The sequence below is a fragment of the Bernardetia sp. ABR2-2B genome, from assembly GCF_037126435.1.
GTDB lineage: Bacteria > Bacteroidota > Bacteroidia > Cytophagales > Bernardetiaceae > Bernardetia.
Map to the genome: position 1 here is coordinate 1,984,760 of NZ_CP147020.1, position 25,783 is coordinate 2,010,542.

The window sequence follows — 25,783 nt, forward strand, 5'->3', positions numbered from 1 at the left end:
ATTTTTTATGAAACAGATAATTTTTATGAATAAAATAGTATTGCTACTTCTTGCTTTGTGTTGCTTCTCTTGTCTATCAAAGAAAAATAAAGAGACAACCGTTGATAAAGAAAAAGGAGTAATTAAGACAGAGAAAAGCAAAAATTTAATCAATGACCCTCGTTCTCCTAATCCAAGTAGTGAACTAGCTGTTTTGATGCGTGATATGTGGGAATATTCCGATACGCTAAAAACTGCTATTTCTAATGGAAACACAGATTCTCTACCAAAATATGTTCATCATTTTGAGCATATTCTACAAGCAGAACCCACAGACGAACACACAAAAAGTCCCTCTTTTGATGCAATGGCAAAGATAATGCTTCAAAAATTAGAAAACGTATATCAGAATGCAAATGCAAAGGAAAAACAGAGCGTACAAGTAGAAGGTTTCAACTTATTTGTCAAAAGCTGTTTACAATGCCACGAGCAGCAATGCCCAGGTCCTATTTCAAAGATTTCTAAGTTAGAAATAAAGTAGATTTTGATGTTTTTGATTTATTTATAGTTCTTAAATTTTATTTTTATAAAAAATGCTTTTTACATTCAAACATATACTACTTCTAAGCTTATTTTTTATAAAAACATCTTTTTTAGTTGCTCAAAATCATCATATTTTGGAGGATAAACCTCACGAAGATATAGATAACTTTGAAATTCTAATTGATAAAAATTATACATTCGAACAAATTCTTACTGATTCTACACTTAAGTTTCAAAAAAATCCTGAACGATATAAGTTTGAAACTGAAGAATATTGTTGGTTTCGGTTTACTATAAAAAACCCTTCCGTTTACACAAAAGAAATTTATCTAGTTACAGCACCTAAAATAAATAATACACTCTATTTTTATAATTATGAAGACAAAGAGTGGCAAACTAATCAAGCGGGTATTGCCATAACTAACTCTAAAATGCGTAAAACGTACTTTCATATTTATCTACAACCCAAAGCACTAAATTATTTCTATGTTAAAGTAAAAGTAAGAGAACTACACACACAAGAACACTCCGTCAGAACATATATTTACTTTAAATCCAAAGAGAACTTCGAACAAAAAGTGCAGTTTGTGATAGTTTCTTGTATAGTAGTCTGTTTTGCCATGTGTCTATTTTTCATTTATAACCTTTATATTTTTACTGTTTTTAGAGATTTGACTTATCTCTACTACTTAATTATTATTGTGGGAGGTGTTTTGTATATCATAGAATCTAGTAATGTAATTGATTTTGTTATTCCTATTAGTTTTTATGGTTTAGGGGTACAACCAGATGGAAATTTGTATTTCTATCAAGCCAAAAACATTATAAATATTGCAAATCTTTTATTGATTTTTTTCGGTTATATACAGTTTTCCAGAAACTATCTAAAACTTCAGACTTATTTAGTTTTTTGGGATACTATTATGAAATATACTTTATATATATTCTGTTCGTTTAGCATTTTCTTTATTGCTTGTTCATTTTCTAAATCATTTTATCTATATACTCAGTTAGCATTTTTTCATAATATACTATGTACTGTAATTATTTTATTGATTTTTGGTGTAAGTATATTTTTATATAAAGAGGGATACAAACTAGCTCGTTATTTTTTACTTGCTAACACATTTCCTTTATTGGGAATACTTAGTATCGCTTTTTATCTAGTTTTGTATAAATCACCTACAATTAATTTACAATTAATTCCTCATATAGCTATAATATTACAGACAGTCGGCTTTGCTATTGCACTAGTTGCTCGTATAAATCTTTTAAAAGATGAGCTAAAAGAAAAACAACTTAAAGCAGAACAACTAGAAAAAGAAAATGACAAAATGTTGGCTCGTAATCGTTATATTGAATTAGAAAATGAACATATTATTTCTGAAATGGCACAAGAAGTCAATCAAAATGCAGATTTACAACAAAAACTAGAAGTCAATCAGAGAGAGCTTACGGCAAATATGCTTTATCTTTATCAAAAAAATGAAATGTTGGCTAGTCTTCAAAGGCAAATAAAAAACCTTTCTTTTAAAGATACCACAGATAAAAATAGAGCAGGAATCAGAGAAATAAAATCTACAATTAAAAATGATTTATACTTAGAGAACGATTGGGATAAATTCAAGATTCACTTTGAAGAAGTTCATCCTAATTTCTTTAGAAATTTAAAAGAAAAATACCCTACGCTTACACCAAACGAAATACGTCTTTCAGCTTATTATCATCTCAATATGTCAGCAAAAGAAATAGCCACTTTACTAAATATTAACCCTACAAGTGTGCATAGAGCTAAGTCAAGATTAAACAAAAAAATGGAGAAAGCCAATAAAGAAAAGCAAGGAAATTAGTCTTTTAATCATCCTTTTTCATCAAAACCTTAAAGCAATTTTATAGCAAGTCTATGAAATTGCTTTTTTATTTACATTCATATAAAAATGATTTTTTTCTTATAAATTTTAATCAGAGCATTCTAACACACTCAAATAGTTTAATTAATTATGAATATAATTATAAAAACCACCAAAAAAGCTATTTTTTCTGTCTTGTCTATACTTTGTCTATACTGTTTTTTTTGATTTATGAGTCAAAAAATATTGATTTGAAGTATGTAATGATAAAAATGCTAGTAACAAAACAAGAGTTCTTTTCAAATTTTCATATAGCTGTTATTTACCCTGTAAAAGTAGTAACGCTAGGAATTAATTAATAATTTAAAGTAGCGTATCAAAAAACCATTTTTCATTGAAGGATGGTTTTTTTATTTTTCTTATTTTAATCGCTTTTGACAATGACTAGAAAATTAACGACCTTTGTGTTTATTTTTTATCTGTTTTTTACACAATTTTGCGTATTTTATTGATTGAATAAAAGAATTTGAGTAAAAGAAATTACTTTAAATTCTGAATATTCATAATTAATATGTAATTCGTAATTTTTAATTTGTAATCGTTTTCAACCTATGCAAGTCAATACTGCCAAATTTTTAGAAAGCAATCCGTCTGTAAAGACTTGTCCTTCTCCTCATATGCCCGAATACGCTTTTATTGGGCGTTCGAATGTCGGAAAATCTTCTCTTATTAATGCAATGACCAATCGTAAGAGTCTTGCCAAAACGTCCTCAACACCTGGAAAGACACAACTCATCAATCATTTTTTGATAAATGAAAGTTGGTATTTAGTTGATTTACCTGGATATGGTTGGGCAAAAGTGAGTAAATCTCAACGCAGAGATTTTGAAGGCTTAATTACAGAATATCTTTCTGAACGTGAAAACCTAGTGGTTACTTTTGTTTTGGTGGATATTAGACACGAACCACAAGCGATTGATTTAGAGTTTTTTGCTTGGTTAGGAGAGAATCAGATTCCGTTTGCGATTATATTTACAAAATCTGATAAGCTAAATAATAGCAAACTTGTTGCTTCTTTAGATCGTTATGAAACAGTTTTGAAATCTGCTTGGGAAGCATTACCTCCTAATTTTATTACCTCAGCAGTAAAAAATGAAGGAACAGAGGATATTTTGGCTTATATAGAGAAATATAATAAAGCCTTAGAAGAAAAATTTTCTCAAATTCAACCTATTAAAGTAATAAAGGAAGTTCCAGAACAACCTGCAAAACAAGTTAAGAAGACAAACTCTAAACCTAAAACATATAAAAAGGAGGAAAGTGAAAGTGAACTCAATGAGTTTGAAAAAAAATCATTTGAGAAAGCTGCTCCAAAACCTTCAAAGTATGCTTCACCTAGAAAAACGAACTCTAAATATACTGTTCCTTTTTCTAATGAAAACAAGAACGAAAAATCAAAAGATAAAGGAAAAAGACCTGCAACAAATGTAAAGCGAAATTCGAAGGCAGCAGAAAGCAAACAATTCAAATCAGCTTCTAAATCATCAAAGGGTGCTAAGAACAAATCAAGTCAAAAACCAACCTCTTTCAAAGGAAAAAGAAAGTAAACCAAAATTCTATTTTATTTTTACTATTTTTGCGCTCTTGTATTTATTCTAATTAAGAATGTAGCCTAGGCTTTAGCATCCGAATAAAATTTTAGTTCACAAAAAATGTTTTTCTGAATAAACTCGTTTTTGTACGAAAATTGAAGTATAATTCTATTATAAAACTAATCAACAAAACTCTACATAGTATATATGAAACTTAAAGAAGTAGCCGTTATTTCGGGCAAACCCGGACTGTATCAAATTCTTAAACCTACTCGCAACGGAGTAATTATTGAAGCTATTGGAGGAGTTCGCTCCAAAATTATGGCTGATGCCAGTCATCGTATTTCTATATTAAAAGAAATTTCTATTTATACAACTACTGAAGAAGGTTCTGTGCCTTTGCAAGATGTGTTTCATAAAATATATGACAAACATGCACTCAAATTAGACATCAAAACATCTGATAATAATGCTTTGAAAGGTCTTTTAAATGATATTTTACCAGAGTGGGACAAAGACCGTGTTTATACTTCTGACATCAAGAAATTAGTGATGTGGTACGGTATCTTAGCAGAACACGCACCCGAACTAATAGACCCAGCTCAAAAAGAAGAAGACGAGGAAGAAGAAGCTGTAAAGAGCCAAAGAGAGGAAAGTCAGGCAAAGCTAGAAGAAAACCCTGAAGAGCCAGTTACTATTTCTAAAATGGAAACAAAGCCAAAAACAAAAGCTAAAACTAAAAAAGCAGAAGCTAAATTAGATGCTATCGTAGAAGCAGAAACTTCTGCAACAGAAGACAAACCAAAAAAGACAACTACGAAAAAAGCTACTACTAAGAAGACAACTGCCAAAAAAGAAGACAAAGATACAAAACCAAAGAAAGCAGCAGTCAAAAAAACAACTAAGCCTTCAGCAAAAACTCAAAAACCAACAACAAAAGCAGCTACCAAGGCTGTAAAAGGTAAAAGAGGAGATAAATAATCACAGTTTTTCTGTCAAAAAAAACCTAAATAGAATACTATCTATTTAGGTTTTTTTTGTTAAGAAAATTCTCTAATGCTATTTCAACAAGAAAGAGCTAATCAGTTTTTAAGAATTAAGCATTCGCTGTTTCTAAAACGTCTTTCATTGTTTTTCCAATATTTGCAGGAGAATCTACTACATGGATTCCACATTCACGCATAATACGCATTTTTGCTTCGGCTGTATCATCTGCACCTCCGATGATTGCACCTGCGTGTCCCATACGCTTTCCTTTAGGAGCTGTTTGTCCAGCAATAAAACCAACCACTGGTTTTTTATTCCCTGTTTCTTTAATCCAACGAGCAGCATTAGCTTCTAAGTTACCACCAATTTCTCCAATCATAACGATTGCATCTGTTTCAGGGTCATTCATTAAAAGTTCTACTGCTTCTTTTGTAGTTGTTCCGATGATTGGGTCTCCACCGATTCCGATAGCTGTTGAGATTCCCATACCTGCTTTTACTACTTGGTCAGCAGCTTCATACGTCAAAGTTCCTGATTTAGAAACAATTCCGATTTTGCCTTGCTTAAATACAAAACCAGGCATAATTCCTACCTTTGCTTCCCCTGGTGTAATTACCCCTGGGCAGTTAGGACCTACCAAACGGCAATCTTGTTTGTCCATTACATACGCCTTCGCTTTTACCATATCTTGAACAGGAATTCCTTCTGTAATAGCAATAATTACTTTGATTCCAGCATCAGCAGCTTCCATAATTGCATCAGCAGCAAACGCAGGTGGAACAAAAATAATTGAAGTATCAGCTTTTGCACCTTCTACGGCATCAAGAACAGTATTGAAAACAGGCAAACCCAAGTGAGTTGAGCCACCTTTCCCTGGTGTAACTCCACCTACTACATTTGTTCCGTATTCAATCATTTGCTCGGCGTGGAAAGAACCTTCTTTTCCTGTAAAACCTTGAACAATAATTTTAGAATCTTTATTTACAAGTACGCTCATAGTCTGTATAGTTATTTTTTGTGAGTGTAAAAAATGATATAGACAAAAATACCTTTTATTTTGATAAAATAATAATTATGAGATTGTGATTTTGGAAAAATGTTGGAAATTTGGTTCTTACAACATAAGACAATAGCAAACGTAAGTATTTCTCATTTCCAAATCTGAGTTCCTAATGTATCATCTACATCTCTATATTTAACTTTAGGCTTAATTGAAAGGTCTTCAACAATTTTACTATTTATATAAAAAATGTTTTTACAGTTTTGTGCATAAAAAGTTAAAGTGTCTAATTTCAGATTATTATTATCTATAAAAAAATCAATAGAAATATCAAACCTAATATCTTGTGCTTTATTAGGAGGAACTATGTATTCATCAAGTATATCATCAAATAGTTCTATTGAATCTTTGTTACACACACAAAAAGCTTTATCTCTAGCGTTCTCTAAATTAGTGTTTTCTAAGGCTGCAAACATTTTAAAATCTAAAATGATTGTATCTTTTGTATTATTGAAAAAACTATAATAGAAAAAAACATAAGGTAAATCTTCAATTTCTTTATTTTCGTGTTGATTAATAAAAATGCTATCTAACTTTATTTCTACATTAGTAATTGGTTTAGAGTCATTACAAGATTGTAGTAAACATACCATAAAAAATATAATTATGAGCCTAGCTTTCTGTATCATTAAATTATCAGTTAGGTTATTTTTGCAATTTTAGTTGTAGAGCAAAACTGCTATTTTATTTAAAATACAAGGTTACGTCTGTAACTAAAATCCATTAAATCTAAAAGGTAACTTAATTAGAAGTATTAATTCCTCACTCATTCTTCAAATGGTCTAAATACAATATTCCATCAAGGTGGTCTATTTCATGTTGAAAGATAACAGAAGTAAAACCATCAACAATTTCTTGATGTAACTTTCCATCTAAAGTCTGGTATTCAATTGTTATTTTGTCTGGACGAATTACTTTTTCTCTACGGTTTGGAATAGAAAGACAGCCTTCCATTGTTTCTTTTACTTCGTCGCTGTATTTGATGATTTTTGGATTGATATAGACTTCAAAAGGCATTTCTTCCTGCTCTTTATCAAAGCGTTTTACCCAAATAATACGTTTATTGATTCCTACTTGTGGCGCAGCAATTCCTACTCCCATTGAACTAGGATGACGAACCGTTTTGAAAAGTCGGTGTACGAAATAATGAATGGTTGTATCTGTAGGATTGAATTTTACTTCTTGAGATTTTTTTCTCAAAAATATAGAATCTTCTTTATTGGTAATTTTCCAAACACGCATGGCTTGACTAGAATCCTGCTCATAAATCAACTTTAATTCTTCTTCTGAAAAAAATGAAGTGCTAGAAGTAGAAGGTAGATTTTTACAAGAATTGAGAGTAAGTAGTGCCAACAGAAAAAGGAAAAAATAATTTGATTTCATTGTAATTGAATAAATAAACGAAACCCACAACGGCTTTAGCCCTCAGCGAAGCTAATTTTAATCGTGGGGAAACAGCCTGTTTTGTTTCCCATAACTAAAGTTATGGGTTTCGTTGTTTGACTACATTAGTAAAGATTCTAAATTTAAGAAAATAGCATCAAAATAAACTAAAAAGTAAAAAAATAAGCAACTACATTTTATTGTAATTGCTTATTCTTCATTAATTGGAAGAGGGTATTTGTTCAATTATTTAATTATCATAGCTGGCTTTTTTCAGTTACCAGTTACCAGTAATTAGTAACCAGTTAATTTCTTTTGTTTTTAAAGTCTTATTCCGAAGCTAAAGGCATTTAGTTTTGGTAGATTAGAGTTTTCTGTAAAAAGTGTATTGACGTCATAATTAAAGAAAAGGCGAAGTCCACTATCAAATTTATCTTCTCCAATTCCGAGTTCTGCTCTTACTCCATATCTCCAATCATTCAAACGGAAATTAGAATGTTCTTTATCTTTCTGACGGTCGCCTCCATCGTGATAAACAATTTTGGTATAACTGCCCACTCTATATCCTGCATAACCTCCAAAAGCTAATTTTAGACCTTTTCTATTATTTTCTGCAAAATCTAAATGCACCATCAAAGGCAAATTTATATAAGCAGCTGTCAGTTTTGATTTGTCTAAAGAAGTTTCATATTCAGGAAATTCAACTCCACTTCTTGTTTCTAAAGCATAATTATCTCCAGTAAACATAAAATTATTCCAAGATGCTTCTAAGCCATATTGTAACAACAGAGGACTTTTCTTTCCACCGACTTGAGTCTTGAACATTGTACCAAAAGCGAAGTAACGAGAACCCCAAGAACGCAATTCATATGGTTGTCCTGTTGGTGTTTCTCCAAAATTTCCATCTTGAAAATAATTATTCAATCCAAAATCAATCGGAATTTGATGGCGTGTTCTTCTCCAAAAATTATTTTTAGGTTTTCTTTCATCAATCTCTCCGTCACCATCATCATCGTGTTCTATGCGAATGCCTCTCAAACCAAAAACAATAGTGCTTGTTTTGATATTTTCTTCAGAAGAATTTTCTTCTTTTATTTCACTTTCATCATTAGCTTCACTTTCATTCTCCGTTTCATTATCATTGTTTTGATGTGCCTCTTCAAGATAATTAGCTGTTTTTTCCATAATCAAGTTCCAGTCAATATCACGAATTGCTTCGGCATCTTTTTGGTTCTGAACATAGACTGTTACTTTACTACTATCACCAAAATCAATAAGTATAGTGTCAGCTTTTGATTGAGCAGATGAGTTTGAGATACTAGAGAAAATAAATCCAGTTATCAAAGTGAGTAATAAGAGTCCTCGCAAATTAATCTGCCTGAATTTCATTGTTTTGGTTAGATTGATTAGTTGTGTTTTCGTTTGCTTTTTCATTATTCGGAAGTATGTTTTGTAAATTAACTTTTTTGCCTGTTTTCAAATTCCAAACTTCTTTCAAGACATTTTTTGCTTTATCAAACTGCGAAGAATTTTGATTTTTCTCCATTCCTGTTGCCTGACTAGCATTTCCATAACTCTCATTATTTCCTACCTTAATTGTGATAGCAACCATCTGATTATCAATGTTTAATTGATGTATATCTGAATTTTGCTTTTCCTTTTTAAGAGAAGGATTAGAACTATGAACTACAAAATCACTTGCCCAAACATTATCTGAAATGTGCGTACTTGGATTAGTAAATCTTTTATCATTTATTTTATCCTGTGATTCTTGATTCTTGATTTTGGTTTGGTCTTTTTCCAAACTGGCTACTGCTCTTTCAATATGCTTTTGAGAATTAATTCCTTTTACACCTTGATTTTTAGAGACCGTATTTTTTGTATTAATTGTTGGGGGTATTTGTTGCTTATTAGATGCAATTACTTTTGAAGAGGTTGCGTCAGTATTTTGATTTTCTTTTTTATTTTCTAAATCATTTATAGAAGAATTAGAAGTAACGGATGTGACCCTATTTTTTTCATTCAAATCATTTACAACTTCTGTTTGAGAAGAGTTTGCAATCGTATTTGAGTTTATATCTACATTATTTGAAGTAGAAGGATTAAAAAATACAGCCCAAATCACAAGTGATGCAGCAACGCCACTTACAGCCGACCAAAGAGGAAGGTAAGAACGTTTAGTAATCGATTTGGTAATGGGAGCAACTGTTCCTTTCTTATCTGCTAATCCGTGCTGAATTCTTCTCCAAACGTGGTCTTCGGTAGGAACAGCATGATTCTGTAAGGCTTCTTTAAAAAGAAGGTCTAAATCAGAATCCGAATTATTTGTAGAAAATTTATTTTTTTGATTGTCCATAGGACTTATATATTTAAAAAGATTTTTTGAAATCTTTATGTAAAAGACAAAATTATTATTGTTGTATATTCTTAGCTTTTATAGTACAAAGCTGTTAATAGATTGATTATTCAAAGTATCATCTGTATTTGTATCTATTTGCTCCAGCCATTTTTTCAGTAATGCCCTTGCTCTACTAAGTTGAGATTTTGAAGTATTTTCAGAAACTCCTAATTTTTCAGCAATTTCTTTGTGTGAAAACCCTTCAATAGCATACATATTAAAAACAGTTCGGTAGCCATCAGGCAATTGCTTGACCAATGCTAGTAAATCATTTGTTTCTAAAGCCGTAGAAGCAGGGTTATTTTTTCCCTTATAATCTGCGTTTTCTATTTCTTCCATAAACACTTTTTTGCGTTTTCGGATAAGACCTAAAGCTTCATTACTTACAATTCTTCTAATCCAACCTTCAAAACTTCCTTCACCTTTGAAAGAATCCAAATGCTCAAAAACTTTCATAAAAGCAGTAACTAGCACGTCTTCGGCTTCATGATGATTACCTACATAGCGCAGAGCGACACCAAACATTTTACCAGAATGCTGTTCATAAAGTTGTTTTTGTGCTTTACTACTGCCATTCTTACAGGCTTCTATCAGTTCGCTTTCTGATAAATCTTGAGTAGAGCGTTCTTTATTGCGAAGAAATCCGAACATAAAATTATTTCATAAAAAAGGTTGAATACGTATTTCAAAATTTATTTAAAAATACGCCAGATATAAGTTGTTTTTGTTTCTTGCTTTAATAGATGTAAAAGCTTTTGGAAAGGTTGCGTGGACTATGAAAAATTTTTAAAATAAAGTATCTAGATAAAATTATCCATTCAAAAACTCTACTTGTGTATGTGTTTCAAATACTTTCAACTTGCTAATACTGCCATAATCAATCGAAACAGAAAAAGCCCTTTGCAGAGGAATCTCTAAAGCATAACACAAAATAGAACGAATAACTCCTGCATGACAAACAATAAAAGCAATTTTTCCTTTTTGTGATTTAATATTTTTTTGCCAAAAATCAATCACACGCTCATTCAAAATCTCAAAACTTTCTCCATTTGGGGCAAACTCTGTTACAAAATTATCTGTCCATACTTTCAGCTCTTCTTCATTTATTTCGTTCCACTTTTTGAGTTCCCAATCTCCAAAATTCATTTCTTTCAATTTATCATTTTCCTTTACTTTGGATTTGAAATTATTTTGAATAAATACATTCAAATCTTTAGCTAGAACAGAACAGCGTTGTAACGGACTTGTATAAATTTCTATTTCTTGTTTTGATTTGTCTTTGTTTTTCAAATACTGTTTTTGAAGTCTTTGGAGTAACTTTTCTGACAAAATAGTAAGTTCTTCTTGATAAGAATCTGTAACCTCCAAATCTGAAAAACCATAACAAACTCCCTTTTCTATTTTTGGTGTGGTATGACGAATAAGATAAACTTCCATTGTGATTTGTTTTTGGTTGGACAATAAAAAAGACACTCTAAGAAGTGTCTTGAAGAATTTTGAGCGTGTTTTTTATATTATTCTAATGTTTTTAGAAGCTCCCATTTGTCGTATTCTTCTTCCATTTCTTCATAAACTTCTTTTCCATAAAACTCTATTTTGTCTTCTTTTTTGATAGCATAAAAATTTTCTCCTGCACCTGCCCACCAACACGCACATGCCCAAGTTGCATCAGTTGGAACTTTCATTGATTCATAGTTTTCTTTTTCTACTACATTGCAGTTTGAAGCTCTAGCCAATTCTATATCTTTTCCATTTATAGTTGCTGTAATAGTGCTTTCATTTCCATTAATATCATCTTCTACATTAGAAATGAGAAAGGTAATTTCCATCTCTTGCTTTTCTTCTGCAATTCTGATTTCTTGATTTTCACTTGCATTTGCTTCTGTTGTGGTAGATTCAGAATTTGTATCAGAACTAGTAGTTGATTGACAGGAAAAAAAACCAAAACAACATAATAAACTTGATAAAACGAAGCATTGAATAGATTTTAAATAATTGCTTTTCATAAAAGATGGGTTTGACTGAAAGTTCGAAATAATGAGTTGGGAGAAATAACGCCTTTTCAAAAATACATTTTTTTACTCAAATCTTGAAATTCTGTCTATAAAAATTTAGTTCAAACAATCTACTCAAAATTGCTGTTTAGTTTTTTTATTTCTAGCTTAATCAAGAGAAATAATCTATTTTTTAATCTTACATTTTTACTCTCTCTTTATATGGATGCAGCCGAAGAAATACAAGCAAAACTAGTTTCCTATTGGCATATACTTTTAGAAAGTGTTCCAAGAATTGCTCTTTCTATTATCGTAACAACTGTTTTTATTCTTGTTGCTATCGGAATTACGAAGCTTTTTCGTAAGAAAATGATGCAAAAAGCTGAAAACAAACTAGTTGTTGATTATGTAGTTCGCCTTGTAAAAACGCTGCTTATTTTAGCAGGAGTTATTTTGGGATTACATACTATGGGACTTACAGGAATAGCTGGAGGACTTTTGGCAGGTGCAGGAGCTGGTGCAGTAATTTTAGGTTTTGCCTTCAAAGAAATTGGAGAAAACTTTTTGGCAGGAATCATTTTAGTTTTTGACCGTCCTTTTAATTTGGGCGATACCGTAACCGTTGAGGGAAATATGGGCAAAATAGTTTCTCTTAATTTCAGAACGACGCAAATGAAAACCTTTGACGGACGTGATGTTTATATTCCCAATATTTTAGTAATTACAAATGAGGTATATAATCACACACAAGATGGATTTTTGCGTTTGGATTTTTTGATAGGCATTGATTATGATGATGATGTAAAGGAAGCTATTAAAGGAATTACAGAAATTGTTAATTCAAATAAAGAGGTCTTGAAAGATGAAAAAACGATTGTTTTGATAGATGAATTTGCAGCCAGTACCGTCAATTTGAAGGTTATGTTTTGGGTAAATACCTTAGATTATAAAGTTTCAGCCTTAGAGACCAAAACAGAAATTATGCGAACCGTCAAAAACTTTCTTCTTGAAAACAAATTTGGTCTTCCTGCCAACATTCAAGAATTTAAGATGTATAAGCCAGACCCAATTCCTATTATTATCAAACACGAAGGAAAGAATCAAGATAATTCTATTTCTCTGACAAAAAATGATTAATTTTGAATAAAATCTGTACAACTTATTTTCTATAAACTATGGCTTCTAATTTTCCAACTAATTCTAATCAAGATATTTTTGAACAAGACTTGCGCCTAGCAGCCATTGATATTGGTTCGAATGCGCTTCGTTTGCATATCAGTAGAGTTCGTTTTTCTGAAAAAGAAAGTATTCCTAGTTTTAAAAGAATTGAGCAGGTTCGTTTTCCTCTCCGATTAGGAACTGATGTTTTTAGTCTTTCTCACAAAATTAGTCCAAAAAATGAAGAAAAATTTCTTCAAGTAATGCACGTTTTCAAGCAGGTAATGGAAGTTTTTGAAGTCAAAGATTATATGGCTTGTGCTACTTCTGCAATGAGAGAAGCCAAAAATGGAAAAGAACTTGTTGAAAGAGTAAAGCAAGAAGTCGGTATTCCGATAAATATTATTAGTGGAGATATGGAAGCAGAATTGATTAATAAATCTATTTTGAGTTATGTTTCGACTGAAAATTTTGTTCATATTGATGTTGGGGGAGGAAGCACAGAAGTAAATATTTATCATAATCTTGAAAAAACAGATGCACATTCTTTTGATATGGGTTCAGTTCGTTCGATTACGACAGATAAAAAAACTGCAACAAAAGAATTTATAGAAAAAGAAGATAAGAATCTTAAAGATTGGATTCAGAAGGCAGTAAAGCCATTTTCAACTACCGTAAATGCTGTCGGAACAGGAGGAAATATTAATAAACTCTACGACCTTTCGAAAAACTCAAAAAGTGGAAAGTCATTGAGTATTAAAGAAATGGAGCGTTTATACAAGGAACTCAAGAAAAGAAATTATCAAGAAAGAATTAGAGATTTTGGTTTGAATGATGATAGAGCTGATGTGATTCTTCCAGCAACAGAAATTTATTTAAAGGTCATGAAAGCAGCAGGAATCAAGGAAATTATAGTTCCTAAAGTGGGTTTGAGAGAAGGAATTATACAACATTTGTTTGAGAAAAATAATGTTTTTCATTGATTCTATTTTCAAAAAAGTAATTTTTAAAGCTAATCTAATTCTTTTTAGGTTAGCTTTTTTGTTGGTCATTTGTAGATACATAACCAAACTATTTATTAACAACGTACGTACAATATAATAAATCTTAATTTTTAATTTAACTACTTTCCTTAATTTTATTCCATGAAATATATCAATTTTGTATTTAGTCTTTTCATCTGCTCGTTATTTTTTAGTTGTGGTTCTGATACGTATGAAAGAGAATTAGAAAAATCTAAACATGAAAATAAAGAAACAATGCGTTTCGAACTTGGCTTGGATTTGACTTTAGATGGTAAAAATATATCAGCACTAAACTGCAAAAATCCGATTGATAATGTTCGCCTTGAAAAAATACTGGAAGAAATAGAAGACAACTTCTTTGATGAGAGCAAACTTGAAACAGCAAAAGAATTGACCTTAGAAAACTGCCTTACCGTTTATCAGATTACTTCAATCTTAACTTATTTAGATGAATATGATAGAATGGAATTTGTTCGTTTTTCGTATGGAAGAACTTCTGAAAGACACCTTTTTTATAAAATAAAAGGAATGATAAATGAAGAACAACACGAAGAGTTCGAACTCTTATATCAAAACTCATCAACATCACAAACTAAAAAACAAGTAAAAAGTAGAGAAAAGACTAAAGAAAAAACTTCTGAGCAAGATGAAACCGAAAGTATAGAAAATCAGTCGACTTGTGAGGGAAGTAGTATTAATGATGAAAAATTTGAAAAGGTAATTTCTGCAATTTCGGAAGGACACATGGCTGATGATAAAGTAAAAATTGCAAAGAGAATAATTTCAGAAAACTGCATTACTGTTTATCAACTGATAGATATTTTAGATATTATTCAAATGCCTGATGAGCAAGTTATTTTTGCCAAATATGCTTACAAAAGAGTAATCAATAAATCAGATTTTTGTGATGTCAAAAAAGCTATTATTTCTCCTATGCACCATGTAAAAATAACTGATTTCTGTAAGAGAAAAGGCATAAACTGCGAATCATCAGGGCAGTTAGAAGACCTTTTTGAGAATGCTTTTTAGGAAAAAGGACAAGTCATGACTTGTCCCTACAAAAAAATATATTTTAAAACCCAAACCTCAAACGAAGACCAAAGTTTTTGCCTAATCCAGTCTTAATTTCATTTTGCAAACTAGGATTAACAGCCCAAACAGCATCTACTCTCAAAACTTTGAAAATACGCTCAAAACCTACACTAACTTCTGTATAATTGGGCGTATTTGGTGTGTGAAGATAATGCGCTCCTGCTACAAGTTGCCATTTTAGTTTTTTCAAAAGTGGAATTCTATTCATTATATAGCCATTGAAATGATGTTCTGCATGAGCTTCTACAAAATTATCTGTTGTGCTATATTGGTAGTAAGGCAAAAGAAGAAACTGACGCAAACGAGATTGAGCTAAGAGCAAAGGCGAAGTTTGAAAATGGAAATTATCAGCAAACGAAGTATAATTCTTCCATAAAAATGTTCCTGCTTGTGCTTCATAATTCAGCGAACCGACAACTCCCAAACTAACATCATCTTTTACATTAAAAATCAACTGACCAAAATCGGTCTTGCTATCAAACACAGTTGGAACGCCTTGTGAATATGTTAATGTAAGCGTTGGGTATCTACTACCTATTGTAATGCGTTGTTTTGGACGCAAAATATATTTTTCTCCAATTCTGTAACGAAGCTGTGCCTTCAAAATAAACGCATTGTGTTTTTCAAAAAAGACATTATTTCCATCAAAATCAACAGGCATATTTTGTGTAAATTCTACTTCATCTCTATCAAAGTAAGGCTTTAGAGTTGGGTCTGCATTTTGAAGTGGAATACGCTGTTCGAAGTTTGCTTGTAGATTCAGAAATGCGCCATCAAAAATACGTGTTCCTGTCGTGATTTTGGCAAAACGCTTTTCGAATAATTTTTGATAATTCTCTTCTCTAAAAAGTGTATAAATTCCGTTTACAAAAGGCGAAATTGCATCAGCATCAAATTGTTCTACAAAAACACCTCCTTCTGCACGAATATAAGAACTATTTATTTGATTAAAACGATGAAGAAAATTTCCTTTTGCATAAAACTGATTGCTACTAAAGCCATAACGTCCGTCTAACCCAACTAATGTAGTGCTATAATTTTTCTCTCTAAACTTCCTCAAATTAACCCCTGCATTCAAGACATAACCTTCAACTGTATTGGCTTGAATATTTTGAGTAATGGGAACAAAGTTAAAAGTCAATTCTCTTTTTCGATTTCGATAAGTATAACCTGTAAGCAAATCAAGCACTTTGAATTTGTTTGCTTTTCTATCCATCGAGTCCAAATAAACAGGGTCATTTTGTGCTTTTTCTACGCTATCACTTTTTACATAATGCCCACTTTCTTCTTCTGTAAGAGGAACTGGACGCATTTTTTCCCAATATTCTGCACTTTTCAAATTTGAGCTATCTGAAATAATTGAAATATTTTTATTAAAGAATTTGCGTTCCAAAACCATTGCTTCCACATCATTTTTTAGATTAGAAAGAGAATCTTTTTCTGTATTTTGAGCTAAATTTTCTGTTGTTGTTTCAGTTTTATCCTCTACTTCTGTTTGATTTTTCTGTTCTGTTTGATTCTCTAACTTTTCTTTTTTAGATTCAATTATTCTCTTTTTATCTTTTTTTGATAATGCAAGACTGGGTAATTTTTGCCCTTTTGTATCGGCTTCTAATTGCGCTTTTGTAAATTTAGGAGTTACATCATAATTCGAAAAGCTTCCTGTATAGTCTCCGTGTCCGACTACTTTTGCGCCCATCATGGCAATCGAATACTTAAAGGAAAAAGCCTGTGTACTACATAGCCAAATATCATCAGAGTTTTTGTTTGCAACAGGAACAAATGTTTGTTTGATACTCAACTTATCAATAAACTCTAGTCCTACATCTTTTGAAACCTCCAAGTCCGTACTGTGAACTCGCCACGTACTATCTTGAATATAAATCAGTCCACCAAACAAAGGCTGTCCTTTCGAACGAGGAAAAACACGTATTTTATGAACATTTACGCCCTTATCAATAAACTCTCCTTCGTGTTGGTACTCATAATAAAGCATTGCACCTGCTGCAATTGGCGAAACAAAAGGACGGTCTCCAATAGGTGCATCAATTGTATTTTCATAAATATCAAAGCTCAAATAAAGCGCACTATTCCATGAAAAACCACCTCTATCGCCACTTACTTTTGAAGAAATAACCACTTCTTTTCGTTTGTTTGGAGCAAGAAAATAATACTTTGAAACAGATTCGGAAAAATAAACAATTTTATTTTTTTCCCATTCTTTACGAAACTCTTCTACATCATCATTTTCTAAAAGTTTCGGTACTTTAAACTCATCTAACTTCTGTACATTTTTGATATAGACATTGCAAGAAAAAGCCTTGTTTTGAGTGCGATAAAATTCTCTTTTTTTCTGCGCTGCACGAATAACAGCATAAGCAGGGTCTTCTCCATTTGGTGTAACTACGACTTCCTTCAAACCAATAGTAGAAGATTGCATAACCACATCTAGTTTGACATCTTTGCCATTTTTTATAATAACTGTATGTGTTTGGGATTGAAAACCAACATATCTGAAAACTATTTGATGTGTTCCTTCTTCTAGTTCCAAAAAATAACTACCCTCTTGGTTGGTAGTTGTTCCATAGGTTGTTCCCTCTTCATAAATCGTCAAAAAAGGCATTTTTTCGCCATCTGATGCTGTTACTTCTCCAAAAAGACGAGCAGCATTTGAATTAGATACAAGGAAAAAGCAAAGAAAAAATAATAGTAAAGTTGAAAAATAACGCATTGAGTTAGTTTGTTAAAAAAGTAAGTAAGTCTTTTATTTTGGTTAATCTGTTCTTTAGACTACAAACAAATTACAAGTGTTGCTTTTACTATTATTTTTTTAAGGAAAATTAAGTAATAAAAAATTATTCTTTCTTCTGAGGTCGATATTTAGACTGCTCAAAAATATCTTTATGATTTTTCATTTTCATAAGCTGTGGCAGTGTAACTTCTGGATTTTGTTTCATGTATGCTCTAACAATTTGCCAACCGAGCCATTGAGCAATACGTCCGGGGCATTCTTGACCAATTTCGAAAGTATGAGGACGAGCTTCTAAATATTTTCGTTTTTCTACTTGTGAAGTGGCATAGAATAATTCATTCTTTACAAAATGCCCCCAAACATCGGTTTGATAGGTTTCGCAGTCTTGAATTTCTTGAGATGAATAACCAATAACTAAAGAATCAGCAGCTTTTGGAACTACTTTTTCGATAAAATAATATGTTTTTCCCCACCAAATCATTTCATTTATTAAGCTATTATCAGACGGGTTACTCAAATTATACCTTCCTGAAAGTTCTCTAGCAATATGTGTTTGTATGGCTTCTGGATGATAACGCTCCCAAAGATAATTCGGAATGGCTTCAATAGGAGGACGATAATACGATTGCTCTCCCAAGAAATAATCCAACCCTACCAAAAACATGCTATCACTCGGCACTACATCCATTTCGTAACCTGCTACAATTGTATATACTTTAGGAACATAAAAATTAGGATAATAGAATTTTGTATAACTAAAAACATCATTTAATTGCTGCCTCAACTCATCAAAATCATACAATTTATCTACTTGATTTTGGACAGTATCAATGTAAGGGTCGTTTGCTCGTTTTACAAGTTCTTCCAAAATTCGAATATCATTGACACGAAAACCTTTTAGTAATAAATCAGGGTTTTCTTTTAAATAAGTTAGAATCTCCTCTTTGCTTTGTCCATCAAATATTTTTCTATCTACTCTTTCTATTTCCACATTAACTTTCAAATCTGAAATATCAGGTAGTGTTTCTTTTTGTGTCAGACAAGATGAGAAAACAAAAGAACTGATTAGAGAAAGACAGAAAAAGATAAAAACAGGGGATTTTATTTTTTGCATAATTTGATTTATCACTTATAATTGATTTTATTTTTTTAGTTTTGAAAACAAGATGATTATTCTATATCTTTTATGTTTTTATTAACGAGAGTTTGGGTAAAGAAGTATTCTATATCTAAAAAAGCAAATCAAAATTAATGATTTTTGTGGAAATAAAACTTCTTTAAACACTAAGCCACAGAGAGAAATTAAGCTGCACAAGAAATACAACTACATTTTGAACTACAGAACTTAAAGAGAATAAGCTTACTCCATTGACAAAACTTTAATTTTTTGATCAAATTTAGTTTCACTAGTCATTGGATTATTGAGTATTTTTTTAATTTCTATTAATCCATATCTGAAAAAAGAGTATTCATTATATCCATTTGAACAGACTCTTATTTTTGTTTTTTTATGTTTCCATTCTCCTACTTTGTAACACCAAACAAAGGCAATGGAACACAAAGCAATTAATTTAGCTATTTTATTTGGTTCTGTTAATTTTGTATTTTCTAAGTTAAAACCTTGTGATTTTAGTGCTTTAAACAACGTTTCGATTTCCCAACGTTGTTTATAAATTTCAAAAATATTATCCAATAAAACAGGTGATGCTAAATAAATATATCCTTTTTGTGTTCGACTTACAGATAAATATACCTCTGCTTCATTGACTACAAATGTTCCATCTAGTTGATAGGTTTCTGAAATCGAAAGCCCTCTACACCATGCTACAATAGACTTTGTTTTCCCTTTTCTAGTAGCTTTAAAGTTAGATTTTATACGCATTACAAAATCAAATTTTTTTGTAGCTAAATAGAAAAACCATTTTTTACCTATAAACTCTCTATCTGCTACAAGAGCAGTAATAGATAAATTAGGAAATTGATTTAAGAAATCTTCTATCAAATCAATTCGTTGTTGAGTAGCTGAATTTCCTGTCCTCGAAAGTACAGACCAACAAAGAGGAATAGATACCCCTTTATGAGCTGCTGAGAGAAGCAAAATATTAATATGCTCTTTTCCAACTTTCCAATTCGTTCTATCCAAACACAGTACGATATTTTCCCATTGTTCAATGCCTTCTAAGGAAATAATCAAATTAGTAATTGCTTGAAAATCAAGCTCATAATAATTTAAAAAGCGTTCTATACGACGTAAAGAAGAACTGTATTCTACATTCCTTTCAAACGCAGTTGCAATTTGAATTAAACCTCCTAGACCTACCTTTATAACAGCTATTACAAAAAGACCTATAAATTGAACTCGGGCTAAATGAAACCCTTTTAAATGAGAAGATAAAACACTAACTAATTTTGTAACTTTACCACTAGAAGCATACTTTGCTTTCGCCATAATTGAGAAAATTTTGTGAGAAAAATTTTGTGAGAAACTCAATTATGGCTTTTTTTTATCTAAATTTAAAATCTTTTGTCAGAGGACTGAGGAGAATAAGAGAGAATTTTAATTTTATCTTTTGTTTTTGTATTTATTTCTAACTTCTAAATTTATTCTAATTATGTCTAATCAAAAATTTGAAACCAATAACGCACCCAAACCAGTAGGTTTGTACCCTCACGCAAGAAAAGTAGGCGATTTATTATTTCTTTCTGGCGTAGGAGCAAGAGATGCCAAAACAAACGAAATACATGGAAATGTTTATAATGAAGATGGAAAATTAGTTTCTTATGATATAGAAGCGCAATGTCATACTGTTTTTCAGAATGTAAAAGCAATTTTGGAAGCAAGTGGAAGCAGTTGGGATAAGCTAGTTGATGTTACAGTTTTCTTGACAAATATGGAAGATGATTTTAAGAAGTATAATAAAGTATATGCAGAATATTTTAAAGATAATCAGCCTTGCCGTACGACTTTAGGAATTAGTTCTCTTCCGACTCCAATTGCTATTGAATTAAAATGTGTAGCTACAATTTAATAAAATTGTGTAATTTTGCATCTTGTTTTACAAAACAGAAATTACAAACTAGAAATTTAATAGAACAAAACATATAGATTACCAATGACTGAATTTCAAATTTTAGCCGAAACACCACAATATTTAATAAAACTAAATCCAGAAGTGCCTTGCTTGATGATAAAATGGCGTGGCGATATGCACAGCGAAGGTTATCGCAAAGCATTAAATGATGTAATTGGTTGGATGGAAGAACATCAGATTTCTAAAATTATAAATGATGACCGTAAGATAGCAAAAGGAATTTCTAAGCAAGACCTAACGTGGGCTATGGAAGATTGGCTAAAACGTGCATTAGAAGCTGGTTATCAATCTATGGCAATCATACAAGAGCGTGATTTCTTCAAACGTTATCCTGCTGCTCAAATTTCAGCTATGGCTCGTATGCACTATCAAGACCTTATTAAAGTTGAGTATTTTAGTACAGTAAAATCTGCTGAAGATTGGATAAAAGTAGCTTAATTCAATTACAGATTACGGAATTTCAACAATTACATTGATAAAGCAAGACATTCCTTAAAGATTAATTAATGCTATAGTTTTAATGTATCTGATTTTCAATTCGTAATTTGTAATTGACCATTATTAATTGATTAAGAAACCTCTTCCTGCAACTGCTTTTCATAGAGTTCTGTATAAAGCCCATTACTTTCTAAAAGCTCATCGTGTGTTCCTTGTTCTACTATTTTCCCTTCATCTAAGAAGATAATATAGTCAGCAAGTTTGGCAGAAGAAACACGGTGTGAAATAATAATAGAGGTGCGATTTTTCATTATACGTTTCATATTTTGAAGAATCGCATTTTCTGTTTTTGTATCTACTGCTGAAAGACTATCATCCAAAATCATTATTTTTGGATTACGAATAATTGCTCTAGCAATACTGACACGCTGCTTTTGTCCTCCAGAAAGTGTAATTCCTCGTTCGCCAAGCATTGTTTCGAATCCTTTTGGAAAGCGTTCGATGTTTTCTAACAAATCAGCATCTCTTGCAGCTTCTTTGATTTGATTTTCTTCAAAATCATTTTCATTGAATCCAAAAGCAATATTATTTCGAATAGAATCAGAAAACAAAAATACTTCTTGTGGAACATAACCGACATTCGAACGCAAATACTGTACTTCGTACTCTTGAAGTGCTGTTTTGTCTATCATAATTTGTCCTTCATTTACGTCATACATTCTACAAATAAGGTTTGCAATCGTACTTTTTCCTGAGCCTGTCGTACCCAAAATTGCAAGTGTTTGTCCTTCACGAATCTCAAAACTGACATTTTCTAAGGCTTTAATTCCCGAATCTGGATAAATGAAAGTTACATCATCAAATTTTACCTTTCCTTTTATTTCCGTCTTTTTATTTTCTGTCGATACAATTTCACTTTTTGTATTCAAAAATTCATTGATACGTTCTTGTGAAGCTGCTGCACGTTGTGTAAGGCTCGTAACCCAACCCAAAGAAGCAACAGGCCAAGTCAAGAGGTTTACATAAATCACAAATTCAGCAATATTTCCTGTCGTAATTGTTCCTCTCATTACCTCAATTCCCCCAACATAAACCGTCAGAATTGTACTAAGCCCAATAAGTCCGATAATTAAAGGCAAAAAAAGCGAATTGACACGCACCAAATCCAATGATTTATTAAAATAATCTTTTGTTTCGCCTTCAAATTCTCTTGAAAAATCATCTTCTCTAATATAGGCTTTCATCACACGAATACCAGAAAAAGCTTCTTGTACGAAAGTGGTCATTTTAGAGAGGCTTTGCTGAATCAGAATAGAGCGTTTATTGATTAAATTATTGACATAATAAATACTAATCGAAAGAATAGGCAACGGCAAAAGCGAGAAAAGCGTAAGGCGTACATTAATTGTAAGCATATAAGAAATTACCAAAACAGCCGTTCCGACCATATTAATAGTGTACATAATAGCAGGACCAAGATACATTCTAACTTGTGAAACATCTTCTGATATTCGGTTCATTAGGTCACCAGTATTGTTTTTTCTATAAAAAGCTAACGGCAATTTTTGATAGTGAACATAAATATCGTTCTTCAAATCATACTCAATCAGCCTAGACATAACAATAATCGTCTGGCGTTGGAAGAACAAAAATAGTCCACGAATAAGAGCCATCAATAAAATAAGTCCTCCGTAAAGCAAAACTACATTTCGAAAGGTAATCATCACTTGCTCTTGCCCTACTGTGCCTTCAAAAAGGTCATTCATTCTGATTGTATTGGTTATCAAATCAAAAGCATGACGCACAATTTGGGCAGGAATAATAGCAAAAACACAGGACATCAATACGAAAAAAATACCACCCAAAAGATGCCATTTGTATCGATAAAAATATTTATTTAAGGCAAAAAGTTCTTTCATTTTATTAATTTATATTCTGTATAACAGACTGTGAAGTCTGTTATACGTAACTTCAAAAACGATTGTAGCTACAAGTATTTGGTCTTAACGATAAAGATACATCAAAAGTTAGAGAGAATTTTATTTTTATAGGTTAGGAAAAGACTTGTTTTGATTTTTTAAGAACCAAAGATAGTCTGAGGAGTTTATCAAACATCAAATAATATTTAACGAGATATATTCTTAGCTATTTTAATTCTATAAAAATATGAGTTTCCTAAAAGCTGAATGGCGAAAATTAGCGATTGCAAATTATGAAATTGACCCTAATATACTGTATCCTTACCTTCCTAACGGAACAGAATTAGATTTTTGGGAAGGAAAGTGTTATGTCAGTCTGATTGGTTTTATGTTTAAAAATGTGAGATTATTAGGAGTACCTATTCCTTTTCATATCAATTTTGAAGAGGTCAATTTGCGTTTCTATGTCAAGAGATACGATACAGACGAGGATAAAATGAATAATGATTATAAAAGAGGTGTAGTTTTTATAAAAGAGATTGTTCCTAAACCAGCCATTACTTTTGTCGCCAATACAGTGTATGGAGAAAATTATCAGACAATGAAAATGAGCCATCAATGGATTGAAAATCAAAATGACAGAGAGATAGAATATACGTGGCAAAAGAACTCAAAAGAAAAACTCAATTCTATTTATCTCAAAACTGAAAAAAATCTGAGTGAGATAGAAAAAGAAAGTAAAGCAGAATTTATCACAGAACACTATTGGGGATATGCAAAGAAAAATAAAAGAGAAACTAATGAGTATGAAGTTACACACCCAAGATGGCAACAGTATAAAGTTTTGGATTATAAAATAGAGACTGACTTTGAGAAAATGTACGGAAAAGAGTTTGCCTTCTTGAATCATCAAGAACCAGCTTCTGTACTACTTGCTGAGGGTTCGGAAATTACCGTAGAGCCAAAAAGTAAGATTAGATAAGTAAAAAAGATGCTTTTAGATAAATTCTGATGACTTTTTGAGGTTTGTCTATACTTTGTCTATATGCTCTTTTAGGAATTGAGTAACAAAATAGACTTAATTGCAGTATGTTTTAAAAACGAAAAATAATATTTTATTCAAACGCTCACTTTATTTTAAACCCAAACTCATTTATTATGAATATTCTTAAATTTCCTGTGCTGTTAGTAGTAGTTTTATTATTTACTTTTTCACTCTCAAGTTGTGGTGGTGGAGATAGCGACCCAGAACCTGATGTAGATGTTGTTGATCCTCCTGCAGATGGAGACGATGATGGTAACGCCAGTACAGACGAACAAATATTTGATGACTTCGTGGCTTCTCAAATGTCATCTCAACGCCTTCCTGCTGTGGGCGCAATTATCTTCAAAGATGACCAGATTTTACATGAAGGGTATTATGGAAAATCAAATGTAGAGCAGAACTTACCTTTAGAAGAAAGTCATTTATTTTTGATTGCTTCTATCTCAAAAACAGTTACAGGAGTTGCCTTGCTTCGTTTGTATGATGAAGGCAAGTTTGACTTAGATGACCCAATCAATGATTATCTTTCTTTTCCTGTCAATAACCCTAACTCTGACACACCCATTACTTTTCGAATGCTTCTTACTCACACTTCTTCTATTATAGATGGAGATTTATTATATGATAATTATACATTTGGTGGAGACACGCCTATTGCATTGAAATCGTTTATGGAAAGTTACCTCAAAGAAGGTGGTTCTCGTTATGATGCAAATGATAATTTTTCAGATGCAGAAGCAGGAACAGAATTTAATTATAGTAATGCAGCTTCTGCGCTTATTGGTCTTTTGGTAGAAGAAATTTCGGGAAAGAGTTTCGTAGAATATACAAGAGATGATATTTTCACTCCTCTAGGAATGCTTTCGACAAGCTGGAGATTAGATGAGATTACAGAAACAATTGTTCAGCCGTATGAAGTGGAAGATGATGATTTCGTAAAAATTGATCATTATACTTTTCCAGATTATCCAAATGGTGGATTGCGTACGACACCAAGAGAAATGGCTAACTTTACGGCTGCCATCGCTAATGGAGGTAGTTTTGATGGTTATGAGCTGCTCAAATCTTCAACAGTAGAAGAAATGCTTACAAAACAAATTCCAAATCTTGATGAGACAATGGGTTTACATATGTTTCTTCAAAACGAATCTTTAGGTCTTTGGGGACACAATGGAGGCGAACAAGGCACAAGTACAGAGATGGCTTTTGACCCTGTTACCAAAATTGGTGTTCTTGTATTTACGAATATGAGTGATGCAGACTTGACAGAAATATATGAAGAAGCATTTGAATTAGGTAAAAAATTACAATAAAATTTAGCTGTTGAATATACTCCAGCGAAAGTATTTTTCGAAACCCTAAGGTTCTTTAAGACACTTAGGATAGGGTGTTCAGAATTTAGCTATTTTTTCGTACAGTTTTTAGTCATTTAGCTGCGTAGCTGCGTGATGTTTGTAGAACAAGATTTTAATTTTC

At 31.6% G+C, this 25,783-nt stretch carries 23 protein-coding genes; 11 read left to right on the forward strand and 12 right to left on the reverse strand.

Features of this window, described 5'->3' with window-relative positions:
• Nucleotides 1-7: 7 nt before the first annotated feature.
• From WAF17_RS08310 to WAF17_RS08325, 4 genes are all read left to right on the forward strand, one after another.
• Nucleotides 8-520, forward strand: a complete 513-nt coding sequence (locus tag WAF17_RS08310; protein ID WP_338768684.1) for a hypothetical protein — start codon at nucleotides 8-10, stop codon at nucleotides 518-520.
• Between the two features lie 52 nt (nucleotides 521-572).
• On the forward strand, nucleotides 573-2,372 hold the full coding sequence (locus WAF17_RS08315) for a 7TM diverse intracellular signaling domain-containing protein (protein WP_338768687.1): 1,800 nt from the start codon (nucleotides 573-575) through the stop codon (nucleotides 2,370-2,372).
• A gap of 611 nt (nucleotides 2,373-2,983) precedes the next feature.
• Nucleotides 2,984-3,979 carry a ribosome biogenesis GTP-binding protein YihA/YsxC gene (yihA, locus tag WAF17_RS08320; RefSeq protein ID WP_338768690.1) on the forward strand — a complete coding sequence of 332 codons (996 nt, stop codon included), beginning with the start codon at nucleotides 2,984-2,986 and terminating at the stop codon, nucleotides 3,977-3,979.
• A gap of 192 nt (nucleotides 3,980-4,171) precedes the next feature.
• A complete protein-coding gene (locus WAF17_RS08325; protein WP_338768692.1) occupies nucleotides 4,172-4,945 on the forward strand; it encodes a DUF5606 domain-containing protein in 774 nt (257 codons plus the stop codon).
• 115 nt (nucleotides 4,946-5,060) lie between these two features.
• On the opposite strand, the gene sucD is transcribed toward WAF17_RS08325, so the two are convergent.
• From sucD to WAF17_RS08365, 8 genes are all read right to left on the reverse strand, one after another.
• The gene (gene sucD, locus WAF17_RS08330) at nucleotides 5,061-5,948 is read right to left on the reverse strand and encodes a succinate--CoA ligase subunit alpha (RefSeq protein ID WP_338768694.1); all 888 of its coding nucleotides are present in this window, start codon (nucleotides 5,946-5,948) and stop codon (nucleotides 5,061-5,063) included.
• A gap of 152 nt (nucleotides 5,949-6,100) precedes the next feature.
• On the reverse strand, nucleotides 6,101-6,604 hold the full coding sequence (locus tag WAF17_RS08335; protein ID WP_338768697.1) for a hypothetical protein: 504 nt from the start codon (nucleotides 6,602-6,604) through the stop codon (nucleotides 6,101-6,103).
• Nucleotides 6,605-6,773: 169 nt separating this feature from the next.
• Nucleotides 6,774-7,394, reverse strand: coding sequence for a peptide deformylase (gene def / locus WAF17_RS08340; RefSeq protein ID WP_338768700.1), 621 nt, complete (start codon nucleotides 7,392-7,394; stop codon nucleotides 6,774-6,776).
• A 321-nt stretch (nucleotides 7,395-7,715) separates the two neighbouring features.
• A complete protein-coding gene (locus WAF17_RS08345; protein WP_338768702.1) occupies nucleotides 7,716-8,783 on the reverse strand; it encodes an outer membrane beta-barrel protein in 1,068 nt (355 codons plus the stop codon).
• A complete protein-coding gene (locus WAF17_RS08350; protein ID WP_338768704.1) occupies nucleotides 8,764-9,750 on the reverse strand; it encodes a hypothetical protein in 987 nt (328 codons plus the stop codon). Before WAF17_RS08350 ends, WAF17_RS08345 begins: the two co-directional genes overlap by 20 nt.
• 78 nt (nucleotides 9,751-9,828) lie before the next feature.
• Nucleotides 9,829-10,443: an RNA polymerase sigma factor gene (locus WAF17_RS08355; protein ID WP_338768706.1), complete on the reverse strand. Its 615-nt coding sequence runs from the start codon at nucleotides 10,441-10,443 to the stop codon at nucleotides 9,829-9,831.
• Between the two features lie 159 nt (nucleotides 10,444-10,602).
• A complete protein-coding gene (cobC, locus tag WAF17_RS08360; protein ID WP_338768708.1) occupies nucleotides 10,603-11,229 on the reverse strand; it encodes an alpha-ribazole phosphatase family protein in 627 nt (208 codons plus the stop codon).
• A 77-nt stretch (nucleotides 11,230-11,306) separates the two neighbouring features.
• Nucleotides 11,307-11,798 (reverse strand): hypothetical protein, encoded by a 492-nt coding sequence (locus WAF17_RS08365; protein ID WP_338768710.1) that lies wholly within the window; start codon nucleotides 11,796-11,798, stop codon nucleotides 11,307-11,309.
• A gap of 210 nt (nucleotides 11,799-12,008) precedes the next feature.
• Here WAF17_RS08365 and WAF17_RS08370 point away from each other — a divergent pair, with 210 nt between their 5' ends.
• The 3 genes from WAF17_RS08370 (at nucleotide 12,009) to WAF17_RS08380 (ending at nucleotide 14,998) form a co-directional block, all read left to right on the forward strand.
• Nucleotides 12,009-12,923, forward strand: coding sequence for a mechanosensitive ion channel domain-containing protein (locus WAF17_RS08370; RefSeq protein ID WP_338768713.1), 915 nt, complete (start codon nucleotides 12,009-12,011; stop codon nucleotides 12,921-12,923).
• Nucleotides 12,924-12,961: 38 nt separating this feature from the next.
• Nucleotides 12,962-13,927, forward strand: a complete 966-nt coding sequence (locus WAF17_RS08375; RefSeq protein ID WP_338768715.1) for a phosphatase — start codon at nucleotides 12,962-12,964, stop codon at nucleotides 13,925-13,927.
• A gap of 162 nt (nucleotides 13,928-14,089) precedes the next feature.
• On the forward strand, nucleotides 14,090-14,998 hold the full coding sequence (locus WAF17_RS08380; protein ID WP_338768717.1) for a DUF4476 domain-containing protein: 909 nt from the start codon (nucleotides 14,090-14,092) through the stop codon (nucleotides 14,996-14,998).
• Nucleotides 14,999-15,041: 43 nt separating this feature from the next.
• On the opposite strand, the gene WAF17_RS08385 is transcribed toward WAF17_RS08380, so the two are convergent.
• The 3 genes from WAF17_RS08385 to WAF17_RS08395 all read right to left on the reverse strand — a co-directional run bounded on the left by WAF17_RS08385 (nucleotide 15,042) and on the right by WAF17_RS08395 (nucleotide 20,262).
• The gene (locus WAF17_RS08385) at nucleotides 15,042-17,792 is read right to left on the reverse strand and encodes a DUF5686 family protein (RefSeq protein ID WP_338768720.1); all 2,751 of its coding nucleotides are present in this window, start codon (nucleotides 17,790-17,792) and stop codon (nucleotides 15,042-15,044) included.
• 124 nt (nucleotides 17,793-17,916) lie between these two features.
• Nucleotides 17,917-18,927: a hypothetical protein gene (locus WAF17_RS08390; protein WP_338768723.1), complete on the reverse strand. Its 1,011-nt coding sequence runs from the start codon at nucleotides 18,925-18,927 to the stop codon at nucleotides 17,917-17,919.
• A gap of 246 nt (nucleotides 18,928-19,173) precedes the next feature.
• Nucleotides 19,174-20,262 (reverse strand): IS4 family transposase, encoded by a 1,089-nt coding sequence (locus WAF17_RS08395; RefSeq protein WP_338760955.1) that lies wholly within the window; start codon nucleotides 20,260-20,262, stop codon nucleotides 19,174-19,176.
• A gap of 163 nt (nucleotides 20,263-20,425) precedes the next feature.
• On the opposite strand from WAF17_RS08395, the gene WAF17_RS08400 reads away from it, so the two are divergent.
• Together WAF17_RS08400 and WAF17_RS08405 are read left to right on the forward strand one after the other, a co-directional pair.
• On the forward strand, nucleotides 20,426-20,842 hold the full coding sequence (locus WAF17_RS08400; RefSeq protein WP_338768726.1) for a Rid family hydrolase: 417 nt from the start codon (nucleotides 20,426-20,428) through the stop codon (nucleotides 20,840-20,842).
• Nucleotides 20,843-20,926: 84 nt separating this feature from the next.
• A complete protein-coding gene (locus tag WAF17_RS08405) occupies nucleotides 20,927-21,343 on the forward strand; it encodes a hypothetical protein (protein WP_338768728.1) in 417 nt (138 codons plus the stop codon).
• 131 nt (nucleotides 21,344-21,474) lie between these two features.
• On the opposite strand, the gene WAF17_RS08410 is transcribed toward WAF17_RS08405, so the two are convergent.
• Nucleotides 21,475-23,262, reverse strand: coding sequence for an ABC transporter ATP-binding protein (locus WAF17_RS08410; protein ID WP_338768733.1), 1,788 nt, complete (start codon nucleotides 23,260-23,262; stop codon nucleotides 21,475-21,477).
• 247 nt (nucleotides 23,263-23,509) lie between these two features.
• Here WAF17_RS08410 and WAF17_RS08415 point away from each other — a divergent pair, with 247 nt between their 5' ends.
• Nucleotides 23,510-24,244, forward strand: a complete 735-nt coding sequence (locus WAF17_RS08415) for a DUF2071 domain-containing protein (protein ID WP_338768735.1) — start codon at nucleotides 23,510-23,512, stop codon at nucleotides 24,242-24,244.
• A 176-nt stretch (nucleotides 24,245-24,420) separates the two neighbouring features.
• Nucleotides 24,421-25,620: a serine hydrolase domain-containing protein gene (locus WAF17_RS08420; protein ID WP_338768738.1), complete on the forward strand. Its 1,200-nt coding sequence runs from the start codon at nucleotides 24,421-24,423 to the stop codon at nucleotides 25,618-25,620.
• The last annotated feature ends 163 nt before the right edge of the window (nucleotides 25,621-25,783 follow it).

What these genes read in the sequence shown, in the direction of transcription:
- WAF17_RS08395 (WP_338760955.1), bottom strand. Translation starts at nt 20,262, where the DNA reads ATGGCGAAAGCAAAGTATGCTTCTAGTGGTAAAGTTACAAAATTAGTT.
- def (WP_338768700.1), bottom strand. Translation starts at nt 7,394, where the DNA reads ATGAAATCAAATTATTTTTTCCTTTTTCTGTTGGCACTACTTACTCTC.
- WAF17_RS08385 (WP_338768720.1), bottom strand. Translation starts at nt 17,792, where the DNA reads ATGCGTTATTTTTCAACTTTACTATTATTTTTTCTTTGCTTTTTCCTT.
- WAF17_RS08390 (WP_338768723.1), bottom strand. Translation starts at nt 18,927, where the DNA reads ATGCAAAAAATAAAATCCCCTGTTTTTATCTTTTTCTGTCTTTCTCTA.
- cobC (WP_338768708.1), bottom strand. Translation starts at nt 11,229, where the DNA reads ATGGAAGTTTATCTTATTCGTCATACCACACCAAAAATAGAAAAGGGA.
- WAF17_RS08335 (WP_338768697.1), bottom strand. Translation starts at nt 6,604, where the DNA reads ATGGTATGTTTACTACAATCTTGTAATGACTCTAAACCAATTACTAAT.
- WAF17_RS08355 (WP_338768706.1), bottom strand. Translation starts at nt 10,443, where the DNA reads ATGTTCGGATTTCTTCGCAATAAAGAACGCTCTACTCAAGATTTATCA.
- WAF17_RS08325 (WP_338768692.1), top strand. Translation starts at nt 4,172, where the DNA reads ATGAAACTTAAAGAAGTAGCCGTTATTTCGGGCAAACCCGGACTGTAT.
- WAF17_RS08315 (WP_338768687.1), top strand. Translation starts at nt 573, where the DNA reads ATGCTTTTTACATTCAAACATATACTACTTCTAAGCTTATTTTTTATA.
- WAF17_RS08400 (WP_338768726.1), top strand. Translation starts at nt 20,426, where the DNA reads ATGTCTAATCAAAAATTTGAAACCAATAACGCACCCAAACCAGTAGGT.
- WAF17_RS08410 (WP_338768733.1), bottom strand. Translation starts at nt 23,262, where the DNA reads ATGAAAGAACTTTTTGCCTTAAATAAATATTTTTATCGATACAAATGG.
- WAF17_RS08345 (WP_338768702.1), bottom strand. Translation starts at nt 8,783, where the DNA reads ATGAAATTCAGGCAGATTAATTTGCGAGGACTCTTATTACTCACTTTG.
- WAF17_RS08415 (WP_338768735.1), top strand. Translation starts at nt 23,510, where the DNA reads ATGAGTTTCCTAAAAGCTGAATGGCGAAAATTAGCGATTGCAAATTAT.
- WAF17_RS08380 (WP_338768717.1), top strand. Translation starts at nt 14,090, where the DNA reads ATGAAATATATCAATTTTGTATTTAGTCTTTTCATCTGCTCGTTATTT.
- WAF17_RS08420 (WP_338768738.1), top strand. Translation starts at nt 24,421, where the DNA reads ATGAATATTCTTAAATTTCCTGTGCTGTTAGTAGTAGTTTTATTATTT.
- WAF17_RS08365 (WP_338768710.1), bottom strand. Translation starts at nt 11,798, where the DNA reads ATGAAAAGCAATTATTTAAAATCTATTCAATGCTTCGTTTTATCAAGT.
- WAF17_RS08375 (WP_338768715.1), top strand. Translation starts at nt 12,962, where the DNA reads ATGGCTTCTAATTTTCCAACTAATTCTAATCAAGATATTTTTGAACAA.
- WAF17_RS08310 (WP_338768684.1), top strand. Translation starts at nt 8, where the DNA reads ATGAAACAGATAATTTTTATGAATAAAATAGTATTGCTACTTCTTGCT.
- sucD (WP_338768694.1), bottom strand. Translation starts at nt 5,948, where the DNA reads ATGAGCGTACTTGTAAATAAAGATTCTAAAATTATTGTTCAAGGTTTT.
- WAF17_RS08405 (WP_338768728.1), top strand. Translation starts at nt 20,927, where the DNA reads ATGACTGAATTTCAAATTTTAGCCGAAACACCACAATATTTAATAAAA.
- yihA (WP_338768690.1), top strand. Translation starts at nt 2,984, where the DNA reads ATGCAAGTCAATACTGCCAAATTTTTAGAAAGCAATCCGTCTGTAAAG.
- WAF17_RS08350 (WP_338768704.1), bottom strand. Translation starts at nt 9,750, where the DNA reads ATGGACAATCAAAAAAATAAATTTTCTACAAATAATTCGGATTCTGAT.
- WAF17_RS08370 (WP_338768713.1), top strand. Translation starts at nt 12,009, where the DNA reads ATGGATGCAGCCGAAGAAATACAAGCAAAACTAGTTTCCTATTGGCAT.